Annotated in this window: 19 protein-coding genes; 9 read left to right on the forward strand and 10 right to left on the reverse strand. The window is 56.8% G+C overall.

Annotated features, from left to right (window positions below; all coding sequences use genetic code 11):
* The first annotated feature begins 1 nt into the window (after position 1).
* From DUD43_RS07825 to DUD43_RS07840, 4 genes are all read left to right on the forward strand, one after another.
* Positions 2-1,228, forward strand: coding sequence for a fatty acid desaturase (locus DUD43_RS07825; RefSeq protein WP_153229833.1), 1,227 nt, complete (start codon positions 2-4; stop codon positions 1,226-1,228).
* Positions 1,225-3,519, forward strand: coding sequence for a UvrD-helicase domain-containing protein (locus tag DUD43_RS07830; protein ID WP_153229834.1), 2,295 nt, complete (start codon positions 1,225-1,227; stop codon positions 3,517-3,519). The genes DUD43_RS07825 and DUD43_RS07830 overlap by 4 nt, the downstream gene beginning before the upstream one ends.
* 392 nt (positions 3,520-3,911) lie before the next feature.
* On the forward strand, positions 3,912-5,132 hold the full coding sequence (locus tag DUD43_RS07835; RefSeq protein ID WP_194273464.1) for a sulfite oxidase: 1,221 nt from the start codon (positions 3,912-3,914) through the stop codon (positions 5,130-5,132).
* Between the two features lie 54 nt (positions 5,133-5,186).
* A complete protein-coding gene (locus DUD43_RS07840; RefSeq protein WP_153229835.1) occupies positions 5,187-5,498 on the forward strand; it encodes a c-type cytochrome in 312 nt (103 codons plus the stop codon).
* Positions 5,499-5,530: 32 nt separating this feature from the next.
* Here the strand turns inward: DUD43_RS07840 and DUD43_RS07845 are convergent, their stop codons facing one another.
* From DUD43_RS07845 to DUD43_RS07855, 3 genes are all read right to left on the reverse strand, one after another.
* Positions 5,531-7,477: an alkaline phosphatase D family protein gene (locus DUD43_RS07845; RefSeq protein WP_228125935.1), complete on the reverse strand. Its 1,947-nt coding sequence runs from the start codon at positions 7,475-7,477 to the stop codon at positions 5,531-5,533.
* A 113-nt stretch (positions 7,478-7,590) separates the two neighbouring features.
* Positions 7,591-7,968 carry a hypothetical protein gene (locus DUD43_RS07850; RefSeq protein WP_153229836.1) on the reverse strand — a complete coding sequence of 126 codons (378 nt, stop codon included), beginning with the start codon at positions 7,966-7,968 and terminating at the stop codon, positions 7,591-7,593.
* 23 nt (positions 7,969-7,991) lie between these two features.
* A complete protein-coding gene (locus tag DUD43_RS07855; RefSeq protein WP_153229837.1) occupies positions 7,992-8,639 on the reverse strand; it encodes a TetR/AcrR family transcriptional regulator C-terminal domain-containing protein in 648 nt (215 codons plus the stop codon).
* Positions 8,640-8,737: 98 nt separating this feature from the next.
* Between DUD43_RS07855 and DUD43_RS07860 the strand changes: the two genes are divergently transcribed.
* From DUD43_RS07860 to DUD43_RS07870, 3 genes are read left to right on the forward strand one after another with little or no spacing between them, the layout of a single operon-like run.
* Positions 8,738-9,880, forward strand: a complete 1,143-nt coding sequence (locus DUD43_RS07860) for an HlyD family secretion protein (RefSeq protein ID WP_153229838.1) — start codon at positions 8,738-8,740, stop codon at positions 9,878-9,880.
* 2 nt (positions 9,881-9,882) lie between these two features.
* Positions 9,883-11,409 (forward strand): MFS transporter, encoded by a 1,527-nt coding sequence (locus tag DUD43_RS07865; protein WP_153229839.1) that lies wholly within the window; start codon positions 9,883-9,885, stop codon positions 11,407-11,409.
* Between the two features lie 41 nt (positions 11,410-11,450).
* Positions 11,451-11,834, forward strand: coding sequence for a DUF4148 domain-containing protein (locus tag DUD43_RS07870; protein WP_153229840.1), 384 nt, complete (start codon positions 11,451-11,453; stop codon positions 11,832-11,834).
* A 114-nt stretch (positions 11,835-11,948) separates the two neighbouring features.
* On the opposite strand, the gene DUD43_RS07875 is transcribed toward DUD43_RS07870, so the two are convergent.
* Positions 11,949-13,163, reverse strand: coding sequence for an arabinose transporter (locus tag DUD43_RS07875; RefSeq protein ID WP_153229841.1), 1,215 nt, complete (start codon positions 13,161-13,163; stop codon positions 11,949-11,951).
* Between the two features lie 85 nt (positions 13,164-13,248).
* Here DUD43_RS07875 and DUD43_RS07880 point away from each other — a divergent pair, with 85 nt between their 5' ends.
* Entirely contained in the window at positions 13,249-13,884 is a 636-nt protein-coding gene (locus tag DUD43_RS07880; protein WP_153229842.1) for a TetR/AcrR family transcriptional regulator, read from the forward strand.
* Positions 13,885-14,231: 347 nt separating this feature from the next.
* Here the strand turns inward: DUD43_RS07880 and DUD43_RS07885 are convergent, their stop codons facing one another.
* From DUD43_RS07885 to DUD43_RS19410, 5 genes are all read right to left on the reverse strand, one after another.
* Positions 14,232-16,157, reverse strand: a complete 1,926-nt coding sequence (locus DUD43_RS07885; protein ID WP_153229843.1) for an ABC-F family ATP-binding cassette domain-containing protein — start codon at positions 16,155-16,157, stop codon at positions 14,232-14,234.
* Positions 16,154-17,077 (reverse strand): 50S ribosomal protein L3 N(5)-glutamine methyltransferase, encoded by a 924-nt coding sequence (gene prmB / locus DUD43_RS07890; RefSeq protein WP_153229844.1) that lies wholly within the window; start codon positions 17,075-17,077, stop codon positions 16,154-16,156. The genes DUD43_RS07885 and prmB overlap by 4 nt, the downstream gene beginning before the upstream one ends.
* Positions 17,071-18,207 (reverse strand): succinyl-diaminopimelate desuccinylase, encoded by a 1,137-nt coding sequence (dapE, locus tag DUD43_RS07895; RefSeq protein WP_153229845.1) that lies wholly within the window; start codon positions 18,205-18,207, stop codon positions 17,071-17,073. Before dapE ends, prmB begins: the two co-directional genes overlap by 7 nt.
* A gap of 2 nt (positions 18,208-18,209) precedes the next feature.
* On the reverse strand, positions 18,210-19,028 hold the full coding sequence (gene dapD, locus DUD43_RS07900) for a 2,3,4,5-tetrahydropyridine-2,6-dicarboxylate N-succinyltransferase (protein ID WP_153229846.1): 819 nt from the start codon (positions 19,026-19,028) through the stop codon (positions 18,210-18,212).
* A gap of 400 nt (positions 19,029-19,428) precedes the next feature.
* Positions 19,429-19,587 carry a baseplate wedge protein 53 gene (locus DUD43_RS19410; RefSeq protein WP_153229847.1) on the reverse strand — a complete coding sequence of 53 codons (159 nt, stop codon included), beginning with the start codon at positions 19,585-19,587 and terminating at the stop codon, positions 19,429-19,431.
* A 315-nt stretch (positions 19,588-19,902) separates the two neighbouring features.
* Here DUD43_RS19410 and DUD43_RS07910 point away from each other — a divergent pair, with 315 nt between their 5' ends.
* Complete coding sequence (locus DUD43_RS07910) at positions 19,903-20,808, forward strand: hypothetical protein (RefSeq protein ID WP_153229848.1); 906 nt, start codon at positions 19,903-19,905, stop codon at positions 20,806-20,808.
* A 121-nt stretch (positions 20,809-20,929) separates the two neighbouring features.
* Here DUD43_RS07910 and DUD43_RS07915 read toward each other — a convergent pair whose 3' ends face one another.
* The gene (locus tag DUD43_RS07915; protein WP_153229849.1) at positions 20,930-21,697 is read right to left on the reverse strand and encodes an AraC family transcriptional regulator; all 768 of its coding nucleotides are present in this window, start codon (positions 21,695-21,697) and stop codon (positions 20,930-20,932) included.
* Between the last annotated feature and the right edge of the window lie 59 nt (positions 21,698-21,756).

A 21,756-nucleotide genomic window follows, 5' to 3' on the forward strand; every position in this document is an offset into this window, starting at 1 on the left:
TATGCAATCGTTTCTTTCTTTTCTTGCTGACGGATGGCTGCAACTGTCTTGGTGGCAGCTTACTCTAGTCATTCTGGCGGTGACTCATGTCACTATTGTGTCAGTTACCGTATTTCTCCACCGTAGTCAGGCGCACCGCGGGCTAGACCTGCACCCAGCGCTTATGCATTTCTTCCGTTTCTGGCTCTGGATGACCACCGGTATGGTCACAAAAGAATGGGTTGCGATTCACCGCAAGCACCACGCCAAATGCGAACGTGAAGGCGATCCCCATTCCCCTGTGGTCTTTGGTCTGGGCCAGGTATTCTTCCGTGGTGCTGAGCTGTACCGCCAGGAAGCCACCAACCCTGAAACTTTGAAGCGTTTTGGTCACGGCACCCCCGATGACTGGCTCGAGCGCAACCTGTACAGCAAATACAGCATGTTGGGTATTACCATCATGTTGGGTATTGATCTGTTCCTGTTCGGTCTGCTGGGTCTGACTGTCTGGGCTATCCAGATGGCCTGGATTCCTTTCTGGGCAGCCGGTGTGGTGAACGGTCTGGGTCACGCTATCGGTTACCGCAACTTTGCCAGCCCAGATACCAGCACCAACGTGTTCCCTTGGGGCATCATCATTGGTGGTGAAGAGCTGCACAACAACCACCACGCTTACGGTACGTCGGCCAAGTTCTCCAGCAAATGGTACGAATTTGACTTGGGCTGGTGCTACATCTCGGTGTTCAAGGCACTGGGTCTGGCCAAGGTCAAGAAGGTCGCTCCCAAGCTGCGTCTGGAACCTAGCGTGGCGTCGAATGCCCCGTTGGAAGGCATCAGCCTGGCAACCTTGCAAGGTGTGATTACTCACCGCTACGAAATTCTGGCCCGCTATGCGGACATCATCAAAACCACGGCCTCGGAAGAAATTGCTCGTCTGAAGCCACAAGTGAACAAAGACAATCCGAATTGCTCCTGGTCCCTGCTGGAAAGCTGCAACGACTGGATCGGTCGCGGCGACGACGTTCTGGCTCCCGAGCAGCGCGCTGAACTGGAAACCGTAGCGGCTGGCGATTCCCGCCTGTCCATTCTGGTTCGCATGCAGCGTGAACTGGCCGGTATCTGGGAAAGCTCCAGCGCTTCCAGCGAGCAGTTGCTGTCCGATCTGCGCACATGGTGCCAGCGCGCTCAGCAAAGTGGTATTGAAAGTCTTGAGCAGTTCGCCTTGCGTCTGCGCCGCTACGCGGCATGATGGATCGCTTAAACCCGGAACAGCGAGCCGCCGTTACTTTACCCTCTGGCCATGCCCTGGTGCTGGCCGGAGCCGGTAGCGGAAAAACCAGTGTACTGACCTCCCGAATGGCCTGGTTAATTCAGACCGGGCAGGTCAGCCCTCACGGACTGGCCGCTGTTACCTTCACCAATAAAGCCGCGCGCGAAATGCTGACGCGGCTTACTTCTTTATTGCCTATCGATACTCGCGGAATGTGGGTCGGGACCTTTCACGGCCTGTGCAATCGCCTGCTGCGCATGCATTACCGTGACGCCGGTCTGGTACAGACTTTCCAGATCCTGGATACGGCAGATCAGTTGGCCTCCATCAAGCGCATGGTCAAGGCCAACAATGTGGATGACGAGAAATTTCCGCCCAAGGAAATTCAGAAGTTCATCAACGCCTGTAAAGAAGATGGCCAACGTCCTGGCGACCTGGAAGCCCACGACCCTCACCGCCGACGCCTGATCGAGCTCTATCAGCTTTATCAAGAGCAGTGCGAACGTGAAGGTGTGGTGGACTTTGGCGAGCTGCTGCTGCGTGCCTACGAGCTGCTGTCCCGCAATGCCCCGATCCGTGAGCATTATCAGCGCCGTTTCAAACACATTCTGGTCGACGAGTTTCAGGACACCAACGTGCTGCAGTATCGCTGGTTGCGTCTTTTGGCCGGTGATCAGGCTTGCATGTTTGCGGTGGGCGACGATGACCAGTCCATCTACGCTTTCCGTGGCGCGAACGTCGGCAATATGGCCGACTTCGAGCGCGACTATGCCCGTGGCAATGTGATACGTCTGGAGCAGAACTACCGTTCCTGCGGCCATATTCTGGATTCGGCCAACGCGCTGATCGAGAACAATAGCGGCCGCCTGGGCAAGAACCTGTGGACCGATAGCGGTGAAGGCGAGCTGGTACGCATCAGCGAACTGGCCTCGGATGCTCTGGAAGCACAGTGGATTGTGGATGAAGTCCGCGCCCTGATTGCTGAAGGCAAACCGCGTCGTGAAATTGCCATTCTGTACCGTAGCAACGCCCAGTCCCGAGTGATCGAGCACAGGCTGTTTTCCCAAGGCTTGCCCTACAAAGTGTATGGCGGCCACCGCTTCTTCGAGCGTCAGGAAATCAAGCACGTACTGGCTTACTTGCGCCTGATGGACAACGCAGATGATGACACCGCTTTCCTGCGCGTCGTGAACTTCCCGACTCGTGGTATCGGTGCCCGCTCTGTCGAGCAACTGGCTGATCTGGCGCGTGAACGTGGTACCAGCTTGTTGCGTGCGATTCCCTACCTGCAAGGGCGTGCGGCGGCCAGCTTGATGCGCTTTTCGAACCTGATTCAGGATATGGCCAGCCAGGCGCAGATCCTGTCTTTGCCCGAACTGATCGAGCATGTTGTCCACGACAGTACCTTGCTGGCCCATTACCAGGCCGACCGCGAAGGTGCTGAGCGGCTGGAAAACTTGCAGGAGTTGGTCAACGCGGCCACGGTTTTTGTAGGTGAAGAAGGCTTTGCAGAACTGCCCGCAGGTCGAGTCCCTGAAGCTGTGGCGGGCGAGTCCGAGCAGGCCATGCAGAACCCGGATCAACCGGCTGCCTCCGTGCTGGCTCCCATGTCGCCTTTGGGCTCCTTCCTGACTCATGCCTCTCTGGAGGCAGGGGACAATCAGGCCCAGGCAGGCCAGGACGCCATTCAGCTGATGACGATCCATGCCGCCAAAGGTCTGGAGTTTGATGCGGTCTTCATTACCGGCTTGGAAGAGGGCTTGTTCCCGCATGAGAACAGCTTGTTCGATCCCGGTGGGATCGAGGAAGAGCGTCGTTTGATGTACGTGGCGATTACGCGGGCGCGTCAGCGTCTGTACATCACCCTGGCGCAAAGCCGCATGCTGCACGGCCAGACGCGTTACGCCATGCGTTCGCGCTTTCTGGAAGAGCTGCCGGAGCAACACATCAAATGGTTGTCGGCTCGCTATACCAGCTCGCCCATGCAGTCAGAGGCCAGTTCGGGCGCATTCCGTCGTGGTCAAAGCTGGGAGTCCAAGGACAAGAGCTATTCGGCCCAGCCTTACGGCGGTCGCAGTCACACCAGCGTGCTGGAAGTGAATGGCCAGACTTTCCGTGTGGGGCAGGGGGTGCATCACAACCGCTTTGGTGAAGGCACCATCATTAATCTGACGGGTCAGGGTGACGATGCCCAGGCCTTGATTCAGTTCCGTGAAGTCGGCAGCAAGACTCTGGCTTTGGCGATTGCCAAGCTGGATCCTGTTAGCTAAAAAGCGAAGCAAATACTGAGTCAGACCATCGCAGTTTGAAGGCCCCCGGAAATTCCGGGGGCTTTTTTTATGGCCCGCAGCATGTCATGAAAATTTCAAACAGACGTTGTTTTTTTGGCGTTTCAGATTTCAAACCGTTCATCTTCATTAACTATCCTGCCCGGCGCTAACACCGCCCAGGAAAAGTTTTACGCCTTATTTCACGTTTTGGACAAAAGCCGCGCTTGCAAGGAAACCCTTGTTTCAAGCGCCTTTCCCGCTTTCATATTCCTTCTTTAATCCTCTATATGAGCGTTATATATAAGGGTTATAGATTCTAGTTATAAAGCTAGTGCCCCCATAAAATCGAAGCCTAAATTAATTACAGATAACAAACACACATGGAGGCGATCATGGAACCCAGCAATCTCTCACGCCGGCGCATGCTTTTGTCGACGGGCGGGGTGATGGCCCTGGCCGGTACTGCAAGCCTGACACCCTTGTCAGCGGCACTGGCTCAGGAAAAGGCAAAAACGCAGACCAAAGCCCTGCCAGCCTATGCATCCTGGAAACATGCCGACAGCTTGATCGTGCACAGTGCCAACACCATTGAAACCAAACGCAGCGCTTTTGGCTCCGGCTTGATTACACCGCTGGACCGTTTGTTCGTGCGCAATAACGTGGCTCCTCCGTCCGAGCAGATCGTGGCCGATCCGGACGCCTGGGTGCTGTCGATCAAGGGCGTAAAGAACCCGAAAGATATGACGGTTGCCGAGCTGAAACGCCTGGGACTGGTGGCTGTGCCCATGGTGTTGCAGTGCTCTGGTAATGGTCGTGCCTACTTCCCTGAGAAACCCAGCGGCACCAAGTGGACCGTGGGTGCAGCAGGCTGTGTGGTGTTTACGGGCGTGCCTATCAAGGCTGTTCTGGAAGCTACGGGCGGCATGGAAGCCGGTGCCAAGTACATGACTGGTACAGGTGGCGAGGAGATCCCGGAAGGTCTGGATCCCAACACCATCATGGTGGAGCGTTCCCTGCCTCTGGAAGCCATTGATGATGCGATTCTGGCCTGGGAAATCAACGGTCAGCCCATCCCCTTGGCTCACGGCGGTCCTTTGCGCTTGATCGTGCCCGGTTACACCGGCGTGAACAACGTCAAGTACATCAAGCAACTGGCCTTCAGCAAGGATCAGTCGGCAGCCAGCATTCAGCAAAACAGCTACCGCATGACGCCTATGGGCGAAAAGACCAATGTGAATCAGGAATCGGTATGGGAAATGCCGGTGAAATCCTGGATCACCAGCCCGAATGGAGAGCCTGGCGAAGACGTGAAGGCCGGTCTGGTACAGGTTCAAGGCCTGGCCTTTGGTGGCATGTCCTCGGCCAAGCAGGTGGAAGTGTCCGTGGACGGCGGCAAGAATTGGGTCAAGGCCAACTTCGTGGGGCCGGATCTGGGCAAGTACGCCTGGCGTCAATTCGTGGTGGGGATGGAACTGAAACCCGGTCAATACGAAATCGCCAGCCGTGCGACCAGTGAAGCCGGTACGGTTCAGCCTGAAGAGCGCGTGGCCAATAGCCACGGTTATCTGAACAATAGCTGGCGCGACCACATGCTGCCGGTCACCGTTGTTTAAGCATTGAATGTTGTAAGCCGCCCCGATACGTCGGGGCGGGTTTGGAAGGAAATCATGAAGAAATACTTAGCTGTTGTTGCTGCCTGTTTGTTCGCTGTTGCCGGTCAGGCCCAGGCCGATGATCAGGGCAAGGTTCTGTTTACCGGGGGCGCCAAGCCCATCGCCTGTGCGGTCTGTCATACCTTGGCTGATGCCGGTTCTGCCGGTGCCATCGGCCCCGATCTGGATGAGTTGCAGCCCTCCAAAGAGCAAATTCTGAAGGTGATGAAAGAAGGGATGGGTGCCATGCCTTCTTTTGCCCAAACCTTGAGTGACGAAGAGCGTGATGCTATCGCCACGTATGTCAGCTCTGTAGCGGGTCAGTAAGTTCTGCCTGTTGTAGCCAGACGCTAGCCGCCTTACCCTTTCTGTTCCTGATCCGGAGGCAGAAATTCGGTAGGCGGCTTTTTGTTGGCATTGTGATGCAGGATGCGGGTGGGGCGGCCTGCTTCATCCAGCCAGATCTGGCCGATTCCGGAGCCATTCCAGACCCGTTCACCGTGTTTGCGCTGATCCGGCAGACGCGGGCTGATGCTCAGGTCGCGGCGTTGCGTAAACCAGTTCAGCGGCGAGCGCGGGGAGTAGAGCCAGCGGTTCAGGCGATCCAGCCAGTTCAGCAGACCTTCCGGAAATTCGTTCTTGATGCCGCTGCTGGTGACCTGCCAGATATGTGGAATGTGCCCGCTATGGCGGACCTGTACATCGTAGACAAAGGAATAGTGCACATCGCCGGACAGAATCACGTAGTTACCGGGCGTGCGGGAATGCCTGAAGATGTTCAGCATGGTGTTGGCGGCACCCCGGTGGGCCATCCAGTTCTCGGCGTCCACCGTCAGAGCAAAGCCTGCGTAGGTGCAGATGCTTTGAATCACTTCGATCAGCTTGACGCCAAACATGGGCGTGGGCGACACAATGATGGCGGCGCGTTCATCCAGCAGTTCGTGCTGAAGCTCGGTCAAGGATTCCCAATCCATCAACCCGGAAGGGCGGTTTGGCAAACGACGCTTATGCCAGCGGCGTGTACGTGTATCCAGCACGATCAGGGTGGGTTGGGTGCGCAGCACATAGTCCCATTGGCGAAACTCCAGCAGCTCCTTGATCAGTGCATCCTGGGTTTCATGTTCAAGACGCTGATGCTCATCCGGCTTGCTGGTCCAGCTGGTGACCGTATCCAGCACCGATTCAAACACCTCGGGCCGGTTCCCCCAGCCCTGACACAACATATAGGCGATCAAGGCATTGCCCACGATCTGTCGTGAAAAAGGATGGCCGTATGCGGTGCTTTCCCATTTGGCAGACAGATTCCAGTCATCGGTGATGTCGTGGTCGTCAAAAATCATCAAGGTTTGCACGTGGGCCAAAAGGCGTGCTGCTTGGGGCAGATCCTGACGGAAACCATCCAACGCTATGGTCTCACTTTGCCAGCGTTGCTGGTGTTGAGGTTCCAGTTTGGGAGGCGCAGGCTCCGGGATGATTTGCCACGGGGTGGGGGACCAGACCAGCAAGTACATGGCCATGACTTCGGCCAGTGTCACCAGATGGTTATGCGCGTTGGCAGTGGTGAAAATCGGCTTTTCCACACCACCAAAAAAGCGCTCGCGCAGATCCTCGTTGGATTTGAAGGCGGGCAGCAGATCCGCGCGTCGATAGTAGCTGGCGGGGTGTTGGTAAAGAGATTCGCTATTCGAGACGACAGCGCCTTCCAGATATTCCCCATACAAGCCCAGCCGCTCAATCAAGGCATGAATGGCCCCCAGCATGGGGCCAGCCACATCGTCGGCGTAGACCTGATCTCCGGACAGCATTAGTAAGGCAGGCCGGGCATTGGCGTGCGTAATGTGTTCGCTCAATACCGCATCAGCCTGAGCCAGGCCATCGCGCGCGGCGTGATGGGGCTTGCGACAGGAACCAAACATCAGATTGTCGGCGCGACTGGCCAGCACAAAGCTGGGTCGTGTCTGACCCTGGTGCAGCAGATGAGGGGCCCAGTCAGCGATCCCTTGCTCTGGCCCACCATCGGTTGAGGTGAGTAAATCGTAGTGAACAAGCGTGTCCTGGGGCAGGGCGGTCGTCAGCTGTATATCCAGAAAATGGATAAAGGCATGCTTGCCCAACTGAATGATGCGGCAGTGTTCGCTACTTAGTGGAATACGTTGGGGCGCGGCACCCTCTGCTTCCAGGAGCAGGTCCAGGGTCAAGGCCGAGCTGGCGACTAGCCATAAGACCAGGCGCTGGGAATCGAGGCGACGCAAAATAGGGCCTGCCAGTACAGGCGGCAGCGTGGACGGAAGTGGGGAGAGACTCAAACGGGTGACAGCCAAAATCAGAAAAGATAATGGACAGTGCAGAGCCTATAAAGTTGCAGCTTCTGATGTTTCAGCGTGTGCAGGTGCTGTACGGGCAGAGGAACCCACGCCGCTTAGCTGTTCTCCACTTCCGGGCTTGCAGCCAGAAAAGAAGCGACTTGCGCGTCCAGATCGTCCTCATGCACCACACGTACCGGAAAGCCGAGTTTTTCGCTCAAGGGAGCGACAAAGGCATTCAGGGAAAAGGCCATCAAGGCATTGCCGACGATCACCAGACTGCCAGCACAGGAAATGCGTAAACGGCTGCGGTTGTCCTTGAGCCATTGCGAGAACTCCTCCTTGTCTGCACCTTCCTCTGCACTGGGCAGCTCGCGGGTCAGCAAGACAAAGCGTTGTCCTTGATCCAGCAAAGCTTCCAGTTCTTCTTTCCAGTTGGATGGAGAGCTGTTTGAGACCCAGATACGGGGAAAATCCTGTGTAGCAACGTGCATGTGCGGGTCCTGAGAGTGTCTGTTTATGATTTGTTTTGAATGTGCTGCTTTGTACCATCAATTAACAGGTTCAGGCCAGTGATAAAACGGCCTGTAAAGTCATCGGAAAAAATCGCCTCACGTGCTTGCCAGTTGCTGGGGTATTTTTCTTGGACCAATTCTAAAAAAGCCTGTTTGCGCAAAGGCAGATCCAATGTGCTGCCAGGCCCCAAGGCCTGTTCTTCCATAACAAAACCCAGAATGTAGTAGATCAGGCTAAAGCTGGCCTCGGCAGCAAATTGGCTGTCGGCGCCTGCCTGCATGAAAGCGGATAAAAAGGCTTCGCTGGTGCGCAGTACATTGTCGGTGACGACGTAGGTGCCCGCAAAGACGCGGGCTCCGTCGCGTCTTTGCAAGAGGGCTTGCCGGAACTCCAGGGCCAAGTGCCGAACTTGCTCATCCCAGGCTTGGTCAGTTGGGTAATGTCGCGCCACGTTTTCTACCAGGGCGTCAGCCATGCCATCAATCAAGGCTTGCTTGGCATTGAAATGCCAATACAGCGAGGGGGCCTGAATATTCAGGGCCTGGGCCAGCTTGCGCAACGTCAGTCCTTCCAAACCCTCCTGGTCCAGCAGGTCCAGCGCTGTCTGGATGATGTGTTCGCGTTGAATACGGGGCGCTTTCGTTGCCATGTTCTCTCCGATATTTGCAACCTAACGATGTTAGTGTATCATTCGCTCATAGACTAACGGTGTTAGGTTGTGATTTTTGATTGGGTAGAAATACGGTAATGAGCACATCAACAACTTCGACGGGACGCAAAGCACTGAGCTTGCGGCTGGCTCCTTGGCTGGGGTGTTTGGCCATTGTTGGGCTGCTCGTGTTGGCGACCACGCAGTGGAACGAGTGGACCAGTAGCCGGCGCATACAGAGCACTCAGAATGCTTACGTGAAATCCGACTTTGCGGTGCTCAGTGCCAAGGTTTCGGGCTACGTGAAAGCCTTGCCCTTCGGGGATTATGAGCAGGTCAAGGCGGGAGATCTGATTGCGCAGATTGATCCGGCGGATTACGAATTGGCCGTGGCGGCTGCACAGGCAGATCAGTTCAAGGCGCAGGCTAATCTGGAAAATCTGGATAGTGAAATTGCACAGCAGCAGGCGCGTATTAAAGAGGCGCAGGCCAAGCTGCGCTCCGTGCAGGTGCGTGTGCGGCAATACCGCAATAATCCTTCACGTCAGGCAAGGCTGGTCAAGGAAGGCGCCTTGTCACGTCAGGGTTATGAAAACGCCCAGGCTGATTTGGACGAAGCCATCAGCCAAAGTGAAGCTGCGGCGGCGCAAGTGGAGCTGGCGAAAAACTCCCTGAAGGTGCTGCAGGGGCAGCGTGCGGTCCGTACCGCTGATTTGAAATCGGTTGAAGCTGCCTTGGAGTCTGCTCGTCGCAATTTAGGCTATACGCGGATTGTGGCCCCTTTTGACGGGGTCTTGAACAAGCGTCATGTGCAAGTTGGCAGCTTGTTGAACCAAGGCACGCAGATTGTTTCCATCGTCCCCTTGGAGCAGGCCTACGTCATTGCGAACTACAAGGAAACGCAGCTTGCCCGCGTGCAGCCGGGGCAGCCGGTGGAGTTGTTCGTGGATGGCTTGCCTGGGGGGAATTGGCGGGGGCGTGTGGTCGAGATTGCACCCATGAGCGGGGCTGAATCCTCCTTGTTGCCGGCCGATAATGCCTCCGGGAATTTCACCAAAGTGGTGCAGCGCATACCTGTGCGTATCGAGCTGGAGCCGGGTCAGGCACAGTTGGAGCGCCTGCGTCCCGGCATGTCGGCCCAAGCCAGGATCGATACGGCGGGTTCTCCTGTTGCTGCTTATGACATGCCCGGCTTGAAACCGATTCGCCAGTTGGCTGTCGTTCCGGCGCAGGAGGGCTGATCATGCGCCTCTCCCAACTGGTAGCCAATACGCAAACTGCACGTCCCGTTTTGACGGTGATTGCGATTTTTCTGGGTGCGGTCCTGACTACCGTGCAAGGGCGGCTGTTTTCTGCTGCCTTACCGGATTTGCGTGGTCAGTTTGGCTTGGATGTGCTGGAAGCTGCCTGGTTGGGGACCGCCTTGAATGCGGCGCAATTGATTTCCATGCCAATTGCACCATGGCTGGCGACCGTCATCGGGCCGACTCGGGTTTTGCTGGCTCCAAGTCTGCTGTTGGGTTTGGTCGCCTTGTTGATTCCTTTCTTTGCTCATCATTATCCCGTTCTGCTAAGTCTGCATGCCTTGGCGGGACTGTGTCTGGGAATTTACCTGCCTTTGACGATGTCCCTGGCTTTGCGCAGCGTTCACCCTCGGTTGTGGCTGGCTGTCATGGCGGCGTACAGCTTGCGTGTGTCAACTGGCATGGATGCAGGATATGGCACATCCGGTTTCCTGCTGGAAGAAATCAGTTGGCATTGGGTTTACTGGCCCACTGCTTTTGTGGGGCCATTGATTGCATTGCTGGCCTGGAAGGCCATGCCATTGGCTCCAGTAGACCGGCCGCAACTGCAAAACGCGGACTGGGGTGGTATGGCCCTGTTTTGCACCGGCCTGGTCCTGGCTTTTGTGGGGATAGAGTCGGCTGAACGCTTGGGCTGGAGCGACTCTGGTCTGGTTGTTTCAGCCTTGTCTGGGGGCGCGCTGCTTGTCGTGGCTGCAATAGGGCGTGGCATGCGCAGGCAAAACTCCTTTGCCAGTCTGATGGCCCTGGGCAATCGCAATATTCGTATCTGTCTGATGATTGCTTGCCTGTTCGGTGTACTGATGACGCCAACGTCCTTGCTGATTCCCAGCTTTCTGACGCAGATGGGCGACTTGAAGCCGCTGCAAGCAGGCGCCGCCACCTGGATAGCGTTTTGGGCTTATCTGGCCTCGACCCCCTTGGCAATTTATCTGGGTCGCCGTCTTGAGCCACGCCTGATGATGATTATCGGTTTAAGCATTCTCGCGTTCACGGCCTGCTTGGGGACTCATATCAGCCACGACTGGCGGGTAGAACAGTTTGTCTCGATGCTGATTTTGCAGTCTGTGGGCGAGAGCAGCATGTTGATTGGTTTGATTGCTGCCTTTGTGACCAATCTGAATCCCCAACATGGAGTGGCATTGGGCGTGTATGTCCCCATCGCGCGTGTCTTTACGCCTGTCGCCGCAGCCACGCTGGTTTCCACTTGGCTGCGCATGGCCGGCGATATCAGCCGCAGCAGCCTCAGCAGTCATCTTGTAGAGGGTGACCCCTTGGTCATGGAGCGAGCCTCTGCAGGTTTGGCCGGTCTGGCTCGCATTCTGGCTCGTGAATCACAGGTGGCAGCACAGATCAGCGCCTACAACCTGGTGTTTTGGTGCAGTTTGCTGGCCTTGTGTCTGGCTGTGCTGCTGCGTTCTTCGCCACCCAATCCCATCGCGCCCCCCTTTGCCCGGTCTGTATAGGTCCAGGCAGCAAGGCGTTTTTTTAATCAAGGAGATTCATCATGAAATTAGGTTTATGGACATTAGCTTGCACGGCATTGATGGCCTCAGCATCCGCTTGGGCCGCTGACGGTTCTGCCTCCGTACAGGGGCAGGTCTACAGCAAGAGTCGCGCTCAGGTTGTGCAGGAATTGGAGCTGGCACGCGAACAAGGGCTGATCAGCGTAGCGGCGCATGGCTATCCCCACGTGCCGCGCGGCCCTGTTAAAACTCGTGCTCAGGTTGTTCAGGAGTTGCAAGAAGCGCAACAAGCCGGTTTGCTGGACTTCGCAGACGATGAGTATCCCGTCTTGCCTGCCGATGGTACTCATAAGACGCGCCAGCAAGTTGTGCAGGAGCTGGAACAAGCCAAAAAGCAGGGCCGTCTTTTGTATGTAGCCCCATAAGGCTGTACCTAGCTGCCGTTGAGGACGGTGTCTAGCTTGTAAAAAGGGACTGAGCCTGCCTTTACGCAGCCTCAGTCCCTCTTGTTATGACGAAATTGCTTCGGGGGATGAGCTTCAAGCCTTGGCCAGAGGGCTACGCATCAAACGCAAGGCCACCAGTACCGACAAGCTGACTACCACGGCACTGACCAGATAAATCGCTTCCAGCCCCCAGGTTCCTGCCACTGCCCCCAAGGCGGGCCCGGTGATGCCTAAAGAGATGTCCAGAAAGGCAACATAGGCACCCATGGCGACACCTCGGCTCTCGGGTGGGGCGCGGCGCACGGCTTCCACACCAAAACCAGGAAAGGCCAGGGAGTAGCCCCATCCGGTCAAGGCGGCACCCAGGTAGGCAATGGCAGGGTTGTGGGCTCCCCAGATCAGCAAGAGGCCAACAGCTTCCACCAGCACGCATAACAATGCGACGCGTGCTCCGCCCAGCTTGTCGGGTAGATGACCAAAGAACATGCGCGCAGCAATGAAGGCGACGCCAAAGGCAGTGAAGGCCAGCGAAGCATTGCCCCAGTTGCGATCGGCAAAGAGCAGGGCAATAAAGGCGGTCAGACTACCAAAACCGACACTGCACAGCAGCAAGCCCATACCAGCGCCCCAGACCAGACCCAGGACTTTGTAAAAAGGGGTGCGACGCAGCGCGGTGGGGGCGGTGGCACGGACCTTGAGCAGCATCACTAGGGAAATCAATGGCAACAGAGTGACGGCGACGGAGATACCGTTAAAGCCGTAATCCTGGTTGACGGCAACCCCCAACGGAGCACCAATGGCATAGGCGCCGTACATGGCCACACCGACCCAGGCCATGACTTTGCCTGCATTTTGAGGGCCAACCAGACCAATGCCCCAGCTCAAGGCACCCGTCACAATCAGGCTTTCACCGCAGCCCAGCAAGATACGGCCAATCACCAGTACCCAGACCGACAGGGTAGGTGTGCTGACAAAGCTTAAAGAAGCCAGATAGGCCAGACCGGACAAGCACATCACCATCAGTCCCAGCATGACGGCGTGTTTGGAGCCTTGCGTATCAGCCAGATTCCCGGCCCAGGCTCGTGACAGCAAAGCGGCTGCAAATTGAACACCCACAACCAGGCCCACGACCAGCGTGCTCCTATCCAGCACATCGTGTACGTGCAAGGGCAGCACGGGAAGCGGCAGACCGATGCTCAGGAAACTGACGAACACGGCCAGCGTAATAGGCAGCAGCGTTAGAAAAACATTGGCGGCAGGTGGTGACTGCGCCTTCGAGGTGGCTTGCGCCGAATTGGGTACAGACATGAAACACTCCAAACATGAGTAATTGCTCGATATTTGAGATAATATGAATAATTGCTCACATCGAAAACTCGCATTCGGAGTCCCTATGCCAACGCTCCCTCAAGCCCGTCGTATCCCGCGTCAAAGCCGTTCCCGTGCTTTGGTGGAGGCGATTTTGGAGGCAACGGCTCGCGTTTTATCCGAGCGTGGCTATGCCGGTACCAATACCAACGTGGTCGCGGAAGTGGCTGGAGTCAGCGTGGGCTCGGTGTATCAGTACTTCCCGAACAAGGATTCCCTGATTGCCGCCTTGCACGAGCGCCATGCCTTGCAAATGAATCAGGCCATGGAAAGCAGTCTGGCCGATACGCAGTCCCTGGGTTTGCGGGGGCGCTTGAGTGATCTGGTCAAAGCCTGGTTGGCCGCGCATCGGGTGGACCCGGAATTGCATCGGGTATTGGAAAAGGATTTTCCTTTCTTTGATGCGCCAGCCAGCGAGAGCCAGGCGGACCAGAGTATTCGTGACCGCATTCGTCAGTTGCTGGAAGAGCATCGCAGTGAGGTCGCTCCGCAGGATCTGGATTTAGCCACCTGGGTGGTGATGCAAAGTCTGGAGTCCCTGATTCATGGCGCGATCATTCCGCCCGGTGTGCCGTATCCACCGGAGCAGGTGGAAGAAGCCATTGTGGATTTGCTGTGTGGGTATTTGGGTTGTGCGAGCCCTGGGAAAGCGGGGAAGTGAGCGGAGTTGGCGAGCCGGTTTTCGAGTGAGTTTTGGCTCACATGAGTTTGTTGTTGTTGTTGTTGTTGTTGTTGTTGTTGTTGTTGTTTGCTGGCCGGACTCACCTTGGCTAAACGTATGCGCTGAATGGCATACAGCAAAACGAAGAACGAGATGACATAGCCAAGTTTACGAGTGTATAGATCGTCTGCTCATAGTCCTGGCTCAGATACCCAGGAGTCAGCAAACTCGTAAGGCTTCGATGTGCGTTTTACAGACCATCAAGAGCTTCCAACAAAAAGGCGCCAATCTTTGCAGATATGGCGCCTTCTTTTTAGGAGTTCACGAACAGAATGGAGTCGATTGGTCTAGACCTGCCGCCCAATTTCTTCCATCGCTTCCTGAATTTCCAGCCATTCTTCTTCCAGCGTTTGATGTGTCTTGGTGAGTTCACCATGTTCAGTCATCAAAGCGGGACGTTGGTCCTTGTAGCTGTCCGAATAAAAGTCCGGGTCCTGCATCAAGGTATCCAGCTCCTGCAAACGCAGCTGAGCTTTCTCCATGGCCGACTCCACTTTCTTCAAGCGGCTTTCCAGTGGCTTGCGTTGCTGAGCCTGACGTTGGCGCAGCTCGGCTTCCTGACGCCGTTGTGTCTTGCGGTCTGTGCCTTCGCCACCCGTATCCGCACGTGCTTCCTGACGAGCTTCCGAGCGCGATTGCGCACTGCGGGCCAGTAGCCAGTCGCGGTAGTCTTCCAGGTCGCCATCAAACTCCTGAACCTGGCCATCGGCCACGATCCAGAAAGAATCAACGGTAGAACGCAGCAAATGGCGATCGTGCGATACCAGCAGCACGCTGCCACCGTAATCAGCCAGGGCTGCCGCCAGGGCTTCACGGGTATCCACGTCCAAGTGGTTGGTTGGCTCGTCCAGCAGGAGCAGGTTGGGTTTTTGCCAGACAATCAGGGACAGGGCCAAACGTGCCTTTTCACCCCCGGAGAAGGGGGCTGTCAGGCTGGTGACCATATCACCGCTAAAACCGAAAGAGCCCAGGTAATTGCGCAGTTCCTGCTCGCGCACATCCGGAGCCAGACGCGCCAGATGTTGCAGGGGAGTAGAGTCCGGGTCAATGGAGTCCAGCTGGTGCTGAGCAAAGTAGCCGATCACCAGACCTTTGGATTCCAGGCGTTCGCCCTTGATGGGTTCCAGCTTGCCAGCCAGGGTTTTGACCAGCGTGGATTTACCCGCACCGTTCATCCCCAAAATACCCACACGGGCACCGCCGCGCACCATCAGGCGGACCTGGCTCAAAATCGCCTTGTCCTGACCGGGGTAACCCAGATCGGCCTGATCCAATGTCAGCAAGGGATCGGGTGTGTACTCGGGCGAGGGCAGGCGAATGGAAACGCTTGAGTCGTCGCGCAAGAGCGTTACGGTCTGCATGCGGGCCAGAGCCTTGACGCGGCTTTGTGCCTGCTTGGCTTTGGTGGCCTGGGCCTTGAAGCGGTCAATAAAGCTTTGCAGCCTTGCGGCTTCACGGGTTTGACGCTCGTAGGCGATCTGACTTTGTTGTACACGCTCGGCACGCTGCACCAGAAAGTCGTTATAGCCGCCTTTGTAGCGAACCAGCTTGCCTTGATCCACGTGCAGAATCGAACGGGCCACGGCATCCAGAAACTCGGTGTCGTGCGAAATCAGCAACACGGTGCCGGGGTAGGACGTCAGCCAGCGCTCCAGCCAGAGCATGGCGTCCAAGTCCAGGTGGTTGGTGGGTTCGTCCAGCAAGAGCAGGTCAGAAGGAGCCATCAGGGCGCGGGCCAGGGACAGGCGCATTTGCCAGCCACCGGAGAACTCGCGCACGGGCAGCATCCACTGGTTGGGGCGGAAACCCAGACCGGCCAGCAATTGCTCGGCACGCGAGGGGGCGGACCAGGCATCGGCTTCGATCAGGGCGTTTTCCAGCTCGGCAATGGTCTGGCCATCGCTATCGGGCGTGTTGGCGCGTTTTTCCTGCAAGGCACGCAAACGCTCGTCGCCGTCGATAACAAATTCGCGGGCAGGGCGGTCACGGTCCGGAATGGTTTGGCGCACACTGGCCACTTCCCAGACTTCGGGGATGCTCAGGTCACCCCCGTCCAGATCCAGCTCGCCTTGCAGCAAGGCAAACAGCGAGGATTTACCCGCGCCGTTTTTGCCCACAATGCCCAGGCGCTCGCCCGGATTGACGATGAAATCAGTATTGTCCAGCAGGACTTTGACGCCGCGACGCAGCGTAATTCCAGTTGCGCGTATCACAGAGCCAGTTGCTCCCGGCTTAACAAGAGAATCTGGTCTTCAGCGGTTTCAGTGCTTAGCCAGATAGGCTCCAGCTCCGGGAAAGCGGCGATGAAATTGTCGTACTCATTGCCGATTTCCAGTACCAGCACGCCTTCGGGCGACAGGAAGTTGGGGGCCGCTTCCAGAATGCGACGCACCAGGTCCATACCGTCATCACCACCAGCCAGGGCCAGTTGGGGCTCGTGCTGGTATTCCTTGGGCAGGTTCTGCATGGACTGCTCATTCACATAGGGCGGGTTGCAAATGATCAGGTCGTAGGCGGTTTGCGGCAATTGATCCAGCAGATCGCTCTTGTACAGGCTCATGCGATCGTTCAGCTCAAAGGCATCGATGTTCGACTGGGCCACTTCCAGTGCGGCGTCCGACAGATCCACGGCATCAACTTGGGCTTGCGGGAAAGCCAGCGCCGTCAAAATAGCCAGGCAGCCCGAGCCGGTGCACAAATCCAGGGCGTTGTAGATGGCGTCCGGGTCGGCAATCCAGGGTTGCAGCTGCTCGGCCAGCAATTCAGCAATGGGAGAGCGCGGCACAATGGTGTCGGCGGTGACACGGAAGCGATGGCCTTGCAGCCAGGCTTCGCCGGTCAGGTAGGCGGCGGGCACGCGCTCGTTGCAGCGGCGTGCGACCAGGGCCAGATAGGCGGCGCGCTCGGACTCCAGCACGGTGGCGTCCAGATACGGGTCCAGCGTGTCCAGGGGCAGATGCAGGGTGTGCAGCAGCAGATACGCAGCCTCGTCCCAGGCATTGTCACTGCCGTGACCAAAGGCCAACTGACAGCGGTTGAACTGGCTGACGGACCAGCGCAACAAGTCGCGCACGGTGCGCAGTTCCTGCTGGGCTTCCAGCAGGGAGGAATTATCGATGCAAGGGCTTAACAAAGCAGGGATTCCAATGTACGGCGATAAATGTTTTTAAGGGGCTCAAGATCAGCAACGGCAACGTGTTCGTTGATTTGATGGATGCTGGCGTTGAGCGGGCCAAATTCGACCACTTGAGGGCAGATTTTAGCGATAAAGCGACCATCCGAGGTGCCGCCTGTCGTGGACAGATCGGTTTCCACGCCGGTTTCGGTTTCAATGGCCTTGGCAAGGGCCTGGCTCAGCGGGCCGGCCTCGGTCAGGAAGGGCTCGCCACCCACCGTCCACTCCAGTTGGAAGTCCACGCCATGGCGGCGCAAAATGGACTCCACTTCGGCTTGCAGACCGGCAGGTGTTTGCTCGGTGGAGAAACGGAAGTTGAAATGCACATCCAGCTGACCGGGGATCACATTACTCGCGCCGGTACCGGCATGGATATTGGAGATCTGAAAGCTGGTAGGCGGAAAGTCGATATTGCCAGCGTCCCACATGCGGTCTGTCAGTTCGTGCAGCGCCGGAGCGAACACATGCAGCGGGTTGATGGCCAATTGCGGGTACGCTACATGACCTTGGCGACCCTTCACGATCAGGTGACCGGACAAGGAGCCGCGCCGGCCATTTTTAATGGTGTCACCCAATTGGCGCGAGCAGGTGGGCTCGCCCACGATGCAGTAGTCCAGTTGTTCGCCACGTTCTTTCAGGACTCGGCAAACATGCACGGTGCCGTCGGTGGCCGGGCCTTCCTCATCCGAAGTCAGCAGCAGGGCAATCGAGCCTTTGTGCTCTGGATGGGCCTGGGTAAATTCCTCGACCGCGTGGATGAAGGCCGCAATCGAGGCTTTCATATCCGCAGCGCCACGGCCATATAGTTGTCCGTCGCGCACGGTGGGTTCAAACGGGGGCGAGTCCCAGGCCGCTTCCGGCCCGGTAGGCACCACATCCGTGTGACCGGCAAAAACAAACAAGGGCGCCTGGGTGCCACGGCGGGCCCACAGGTTGGACACCGGGCCGCTGGGCAGATGTTCCAGGCTAAAGCCCGCTTGCTCCAGCCTTGCGCCCAGCCATTGCTGGCAGTGGGCGTCCTCGGGGGTGACCGAGGGGCGGGCAATCAGGGCTTTCAGGGTGTCTAGTACAGAAAAGTCAGTGCTCATGTTCAGGCGCGAAGTAAATCATTAATACTGGTCTTGGCGCGGGTACGGGCATCCACACGCTTGACGATGATGGCGCAGGCCAGGCTGTACAGCCCATCGGCCGAAGGCAGGGAGCCAGGGACCACTACCGAACCGGCAGGGACACGGCCTTGATAAATCTTGCCCGTTTCGCGCTCGTAAATTTTGGTGCTTTGCGACAGGAATACGCCCATGGCCAGCACCGAGTTCTCTTCCACGATGACCCCTTCCACCACTTCGGAACGAGCACCGATAAAACAGTTGTCCTCAATGATAGTGGGGTTGGCTTGCAGAGGCTCCAATACCCCGCCGATACCGACGCCGCCCGACAGGTGAACATGCTTGCCGATCTGGGCGCAGGAGCCGACGGTAGCCCAGGTATCAACCATGGTGCCTTCACCGACATACGCGCCGATGTTCACAAAAGAGGGCATCAGCACGACATCGGGAGCCACGTAAGCGCCTTGGCGCACCACGGCACCGGGAACGGCGCGAAAGCCTGCCTGGGCAAAGGCGGCCTGGTCATGCTGCTCGAATTTCAGCGGCACCTTGTCATAGAAGGGAGCGGGTTCGCTGGCCATGACGCGGTTCTCCTTGATTCTGAAGGACAGGAGAATCGCTTTCTTGACCCAGTCGTTGACCTGCCACTGTCCGTCGATCTTTTCCGCCACACGCAGGGAACCGTAATCCAGCTTTTCGATCACGGTATGGATGGCCGTGCGCAGTTCAATGCTGTGTTCCTGGGGGGAGAGGGAAGCTCGTTGTTCCCACGCCGATTCGATCAGACTTTGGAGGTCGCTCATAGGCTAGGCTCTGTGAATGCAGGCCGTCTTTGGCAGTATCGGGATACAGAAGGCGCATGATGCGCGGTTTACCACCGCAGCGGCCGAGCTTGAATGGAGGCAACAGGATAACCGAGTCTGCCCCTTCCATGCACGGTTTTATGGCTTTCTTTGTCGCTTTTGAGGGCAGATGCGTGTGGGATGCAGGCTGTCAGCAAGGGCAGGATGGTGGCGTGCTGGCCGGATGGATTCCATGTGCAGGCGTGAATGTCTGGGTCTGAAATAGCTGTTTTGGAATTTCCCTGTTTACTTCATTTCTGAAGTTCTTTTTCTGCTTTCTTGTTTTTCGATAATTATTTTCTGTTTACCTTCGTTTTTCTTATCGCAGCTATTTTGTTTATTTATTGTTGCTGCTATTCAATTAAATCATTCGCGTAATCAAGTATTTCAAGATAATAAAAAATAAGCACGGATTGCCATACAGACTCTGTGCGAAATGCTTGGGTGGAACCTGCCCTTGGAATGTGTGTTGCCTGATGGTATAGCCTGCTTCTTTCCGGTTTGCCTCTGTGGAGTGCATGTAAAACGGCTTTTAACCCCTTTATATATGGGGTTATTTCTCTGTCTGCATTGAGGGCAATATGGCTTGCTGTCATGCGTTCTGATTCAGTTTCGCTTTTTACATTTTATAAAATTTATCGATTTTTTATCTGCCTAGAATAATTGCGAAGTGTTTGTTTTTTGCTGCATTCATTTCTTGTTTCTTCAATCAAACGGAGGGCTTATGCGATCGATCCTTTTATGGCTCTTGGGTGTTCCTATCCCTATCATCATTTTGCTGGCTCTTTTCTGGCACTAAGTTGCCTGCGATCACAATCTGAAATAAGGAATCATCATGGCTACAACGCAATTTGGTTCGGATGCAGGTTTGGGAACGCCGGCCTTGGCGGAGTCCTCACACTCCGCAGTGTCTTGGGGCGCGGTCATCGGGGGCGCGGTCATTGCTGCTGCCTTGACGGTGACCTTGCTGGTAGGCGGGACAGGTCTGGGTTTCATGGCGATCTCTCCGTGGGGCAATGACGGGGCCTCGGGCACCACAATGGCCATTGGCACGATTGTCTGGCTCTTTGTCACGCAGATCATTGCCTACGGTATTGCGGGTTACGTCACCGGACGTCTGCGTACCAACTGGACGGGGGTTCATGGGGACGAAGTTCATTTCCGCGATACGGCGCATGGCTTTCTGGTTTGGGCCGTTAGTGCAGTGGTCAGCGTCTTCTTGCTGGGCTCAGGCGTAGCCTCGCTGGTGTCGGGTACGGCACAGGCAGGAGCGAATCTGGCCGGGGCAGGAGTGGGGGCGGCATCGGCCGTGGTTGGCCAGGCAGGCAAGGATCAGGCGCAAGGCCCTGGCTTGAGCTATTTCACCGATACCCTGCTGCGTCCGGCAGATCCTGCCAATGCGCCTGCCCAGACTGCCAATCCGGAACGTGAAGTCAGCCGGATTCTGGCTCGCAGCCTGAAGGAAGGCGAGGTGTCTCAGCAGGATCAGGATTACTTGCTGCGTCTGGTGGCCAACCGTACCGGCTTGACGCCCGAGCAGGCCAAGGAGCGCCTGGACTCCGTGCAAAAGCAAGCCAAGGAAACGGCCGACAAGCTGGAGCAGCAAGCACGTGAGGCGGCAGATACCGCTCGCAAGGCAGCCGCGGCTTTCGCACTGTGGGCATTTGCATCCTTGCTGGTGGGTGCCTTCGTGGCCAGTCTGGCCGCAACGATTGGTGGACGGGCGCGTATCACGCGTTAAGCCCCAGTCCTGACGGTAAGCCGCTTATAAGTTGAGGCGGGCAGTGCCAGGCCCCCGGATTTCAGAGCTCCGGGGGCCTTTTTGTTTCTGCTTTCATCAAGCTGTTGTCTTGTCAGTCGCTCTAGGGAACACGAATGAAGTTGCTGGGTGCTTGCCCCAAGCGGCGACGGAACATGGTGGAAAAGGCGCTGGAGCTGTCATAACCCAGATCCAGCGCAATCTGCGTGACGGATTGACCCGCAGACAGCTTGGCCAGGGCTGCCAGCAGGCAGGCTTGTTGTCGCCATTCACTAAAGCTCATGCCGGTTTGTTGGCGGAACAGGCGTGTAAAACTGCGCAGGCTTTTATTGACTTGCTCGGCCCATTGTTCCGGTGTGCTTTGGATATTGGGCTGACTTAAAAAGTCTTTGCACAGCTTGGCGAGCGATGGGTCTTGAGGGATGGGGGCAAAGAGCGGCATGGTTTGCGCCAGACCAACTTCATGCAGAAGCAGTTGAGCCAAAGCGCCGTCGCGCCCATCTACCTCGTACAGGGCGGGCAAGGCCAGGGAGGCCAGTAGCAAGTGATGCAGCAAGGGTGTAATGACCAGCACTTCGCAATGTGTGCTGCTGCGGGGGGCCGCTTCCGGCTCTATATATAAGCTGCGTGTGCTGGCACTTTGCATGCGTACGCGATGGCGCTTGCCAGCCGGAATCCACACGCCGCTATACGGCGGAATCACCCAGGCGCCATCGTCGGTTTCTACTTCCATCAGCCCCGTCATGGCATAGAGCATTTGCGCCCGTCGGTGTACGTGAAAATCCAGCAGCGTGCCCGGTGCGTAATCCGTGCCAATCGCCAGCAAGGGGCGAGGGGTGGCATCCACGCTATCCAGTCGTACATTGTGCATAAGCAAGCCCTTGGCCGAAACGAAAGTATTGTTGACCAGTTTTAGCATGCCAGCCAAAG

This window comes from Alcaligenes faecalis (genome assembly GCF_009497775.1).
Taxonomy (GTDB): Bacteria; Pseudomonadota; Gammaproteobacteria; order Burkholderiales; family Burkholderiaceae_B; genus Alcaligenes; species Alcaligenes faecalis_D.

What these genes read in the sequence shown, in the direction of transcription:
- DUD43_RS07850 (WP_153229836.1), bottom strand. Translation starts at nt 7,968, where the DNA reads ATGCACGTTGCTACACAGGATTTTCCCCGTATCTGGGTCTCAAACAGC.
- DUD43_RS07840 (WP_153229835.1), top strand. Translation starts at nt 5,187, where the DNA reads ATGAAGAAATACTTAGCTGTTGTTGCTGCCTGTTTGTTCGCTGTTGCC.
- DUD43_RS19410 (WP_153229847.1), bottom strand. Translation starts at nt 19,587, where the DNA reads ATGCACTCCACAGAGGCAAACCGGAAAGAAGCAGGCTATACCATCAGG.
- DUD43_RS07855 (WP_153229837.1), bottom strand. Translation starts at nt 8,639, where the DNA reads ATGGCAACGAAAGCGCCCCGTATTCAACGCGAACACATCATCCAGACA.
- DUD43_RS07860 (WP_153229838.1), top strand. Translation starts at nt 8,738, where the DNA reads ATGAGCACATCAACAACTTCGACGGGACGCAAAGCACTGAGCTTGCGG.
- DUD43_RS07830 (WP_153229834.1), top strand. Translation starts at nt 1,225, where the DNA reads ATGATGGATCGCTTAAACCCGGAACAGCGAGCCGCCGTTACTTTACCC.
- DUD43_RS07915 (WP_153229849.1), bottom strand. Translation starts at nt 21,697, where the DNA reads ATGCACAATGTACGACTGGATAGCGTGGATGCCACCCCTCGCCCCTTG.
- DUD43_RS07910 (WP_153229848.1), top strand. Translation starts at nt 19,903, where the DNA reads ATGGCTACAACGCAATTTGGTTCGGATGCAGGTTTGGGAACGCCGGCC.
- dapD (WP_153229846.1), bottom strand. Translation starts at nt 19,028, where the DNA reads ATGAGCGACCTCCAAAGTCTGATCGAATCGGCGTGGGAACAACGAGCT.
- DUD43_RS07825 (WP_153229833.1), top strand. Translation starts at nt 2, where the DNA reads ATGCAATCGTTTCTTTCTTTTCTTGCTGACGGATGGCTGCAACTGTCT.
- DUD43_RS07870 (WP_153229840.1), top strand. Translation starts at nt 11,451, where the DNA reads ATGAAATTAGGTTTATGGACATTAGCTTGCACGGCATTGATGGCCTCA.
- dapE (WP_153229845.1), bottom strand. Translation starts at nt 18,207, where the DNA reads ATGAGCACTGACTTTTCTGTACTAGACACCCTGAAAGCCCTGATTGCC.
- DUD43_RS07880 (WP_153229842.1), top strand. Translation starts at nt 13,249, where the DNA reads ATGCCAACGCTCCCTCAAGCCCGTCGTATCCCGCGTCAAAGCCGTTCC.
- DUD43_RS07835 (WP_194273464.1), top strand. Translation starts at nt 3,912, where the DNA reads ATGGAACCCAGCAATCTCTCACGCCGGCGCATGCTTTTGTCGACGGGC.
- DUD43_RS07875 (WP_153229841.1), bottom strand. Translation starts at nt 13,163, where the DNA reads ATGTCTGTACCCAATTCGGCGCAAGCCACCTCGAAGGCGCAGTCACCA.
- DUD43_RS07865 (WP_153229839.1), top strand. Translation starts at nt 9,883, where the DNA reads ATGCGCCTCTCCCAACTGGTAGCCAATACGCAAACTGCACGTCCCGTT.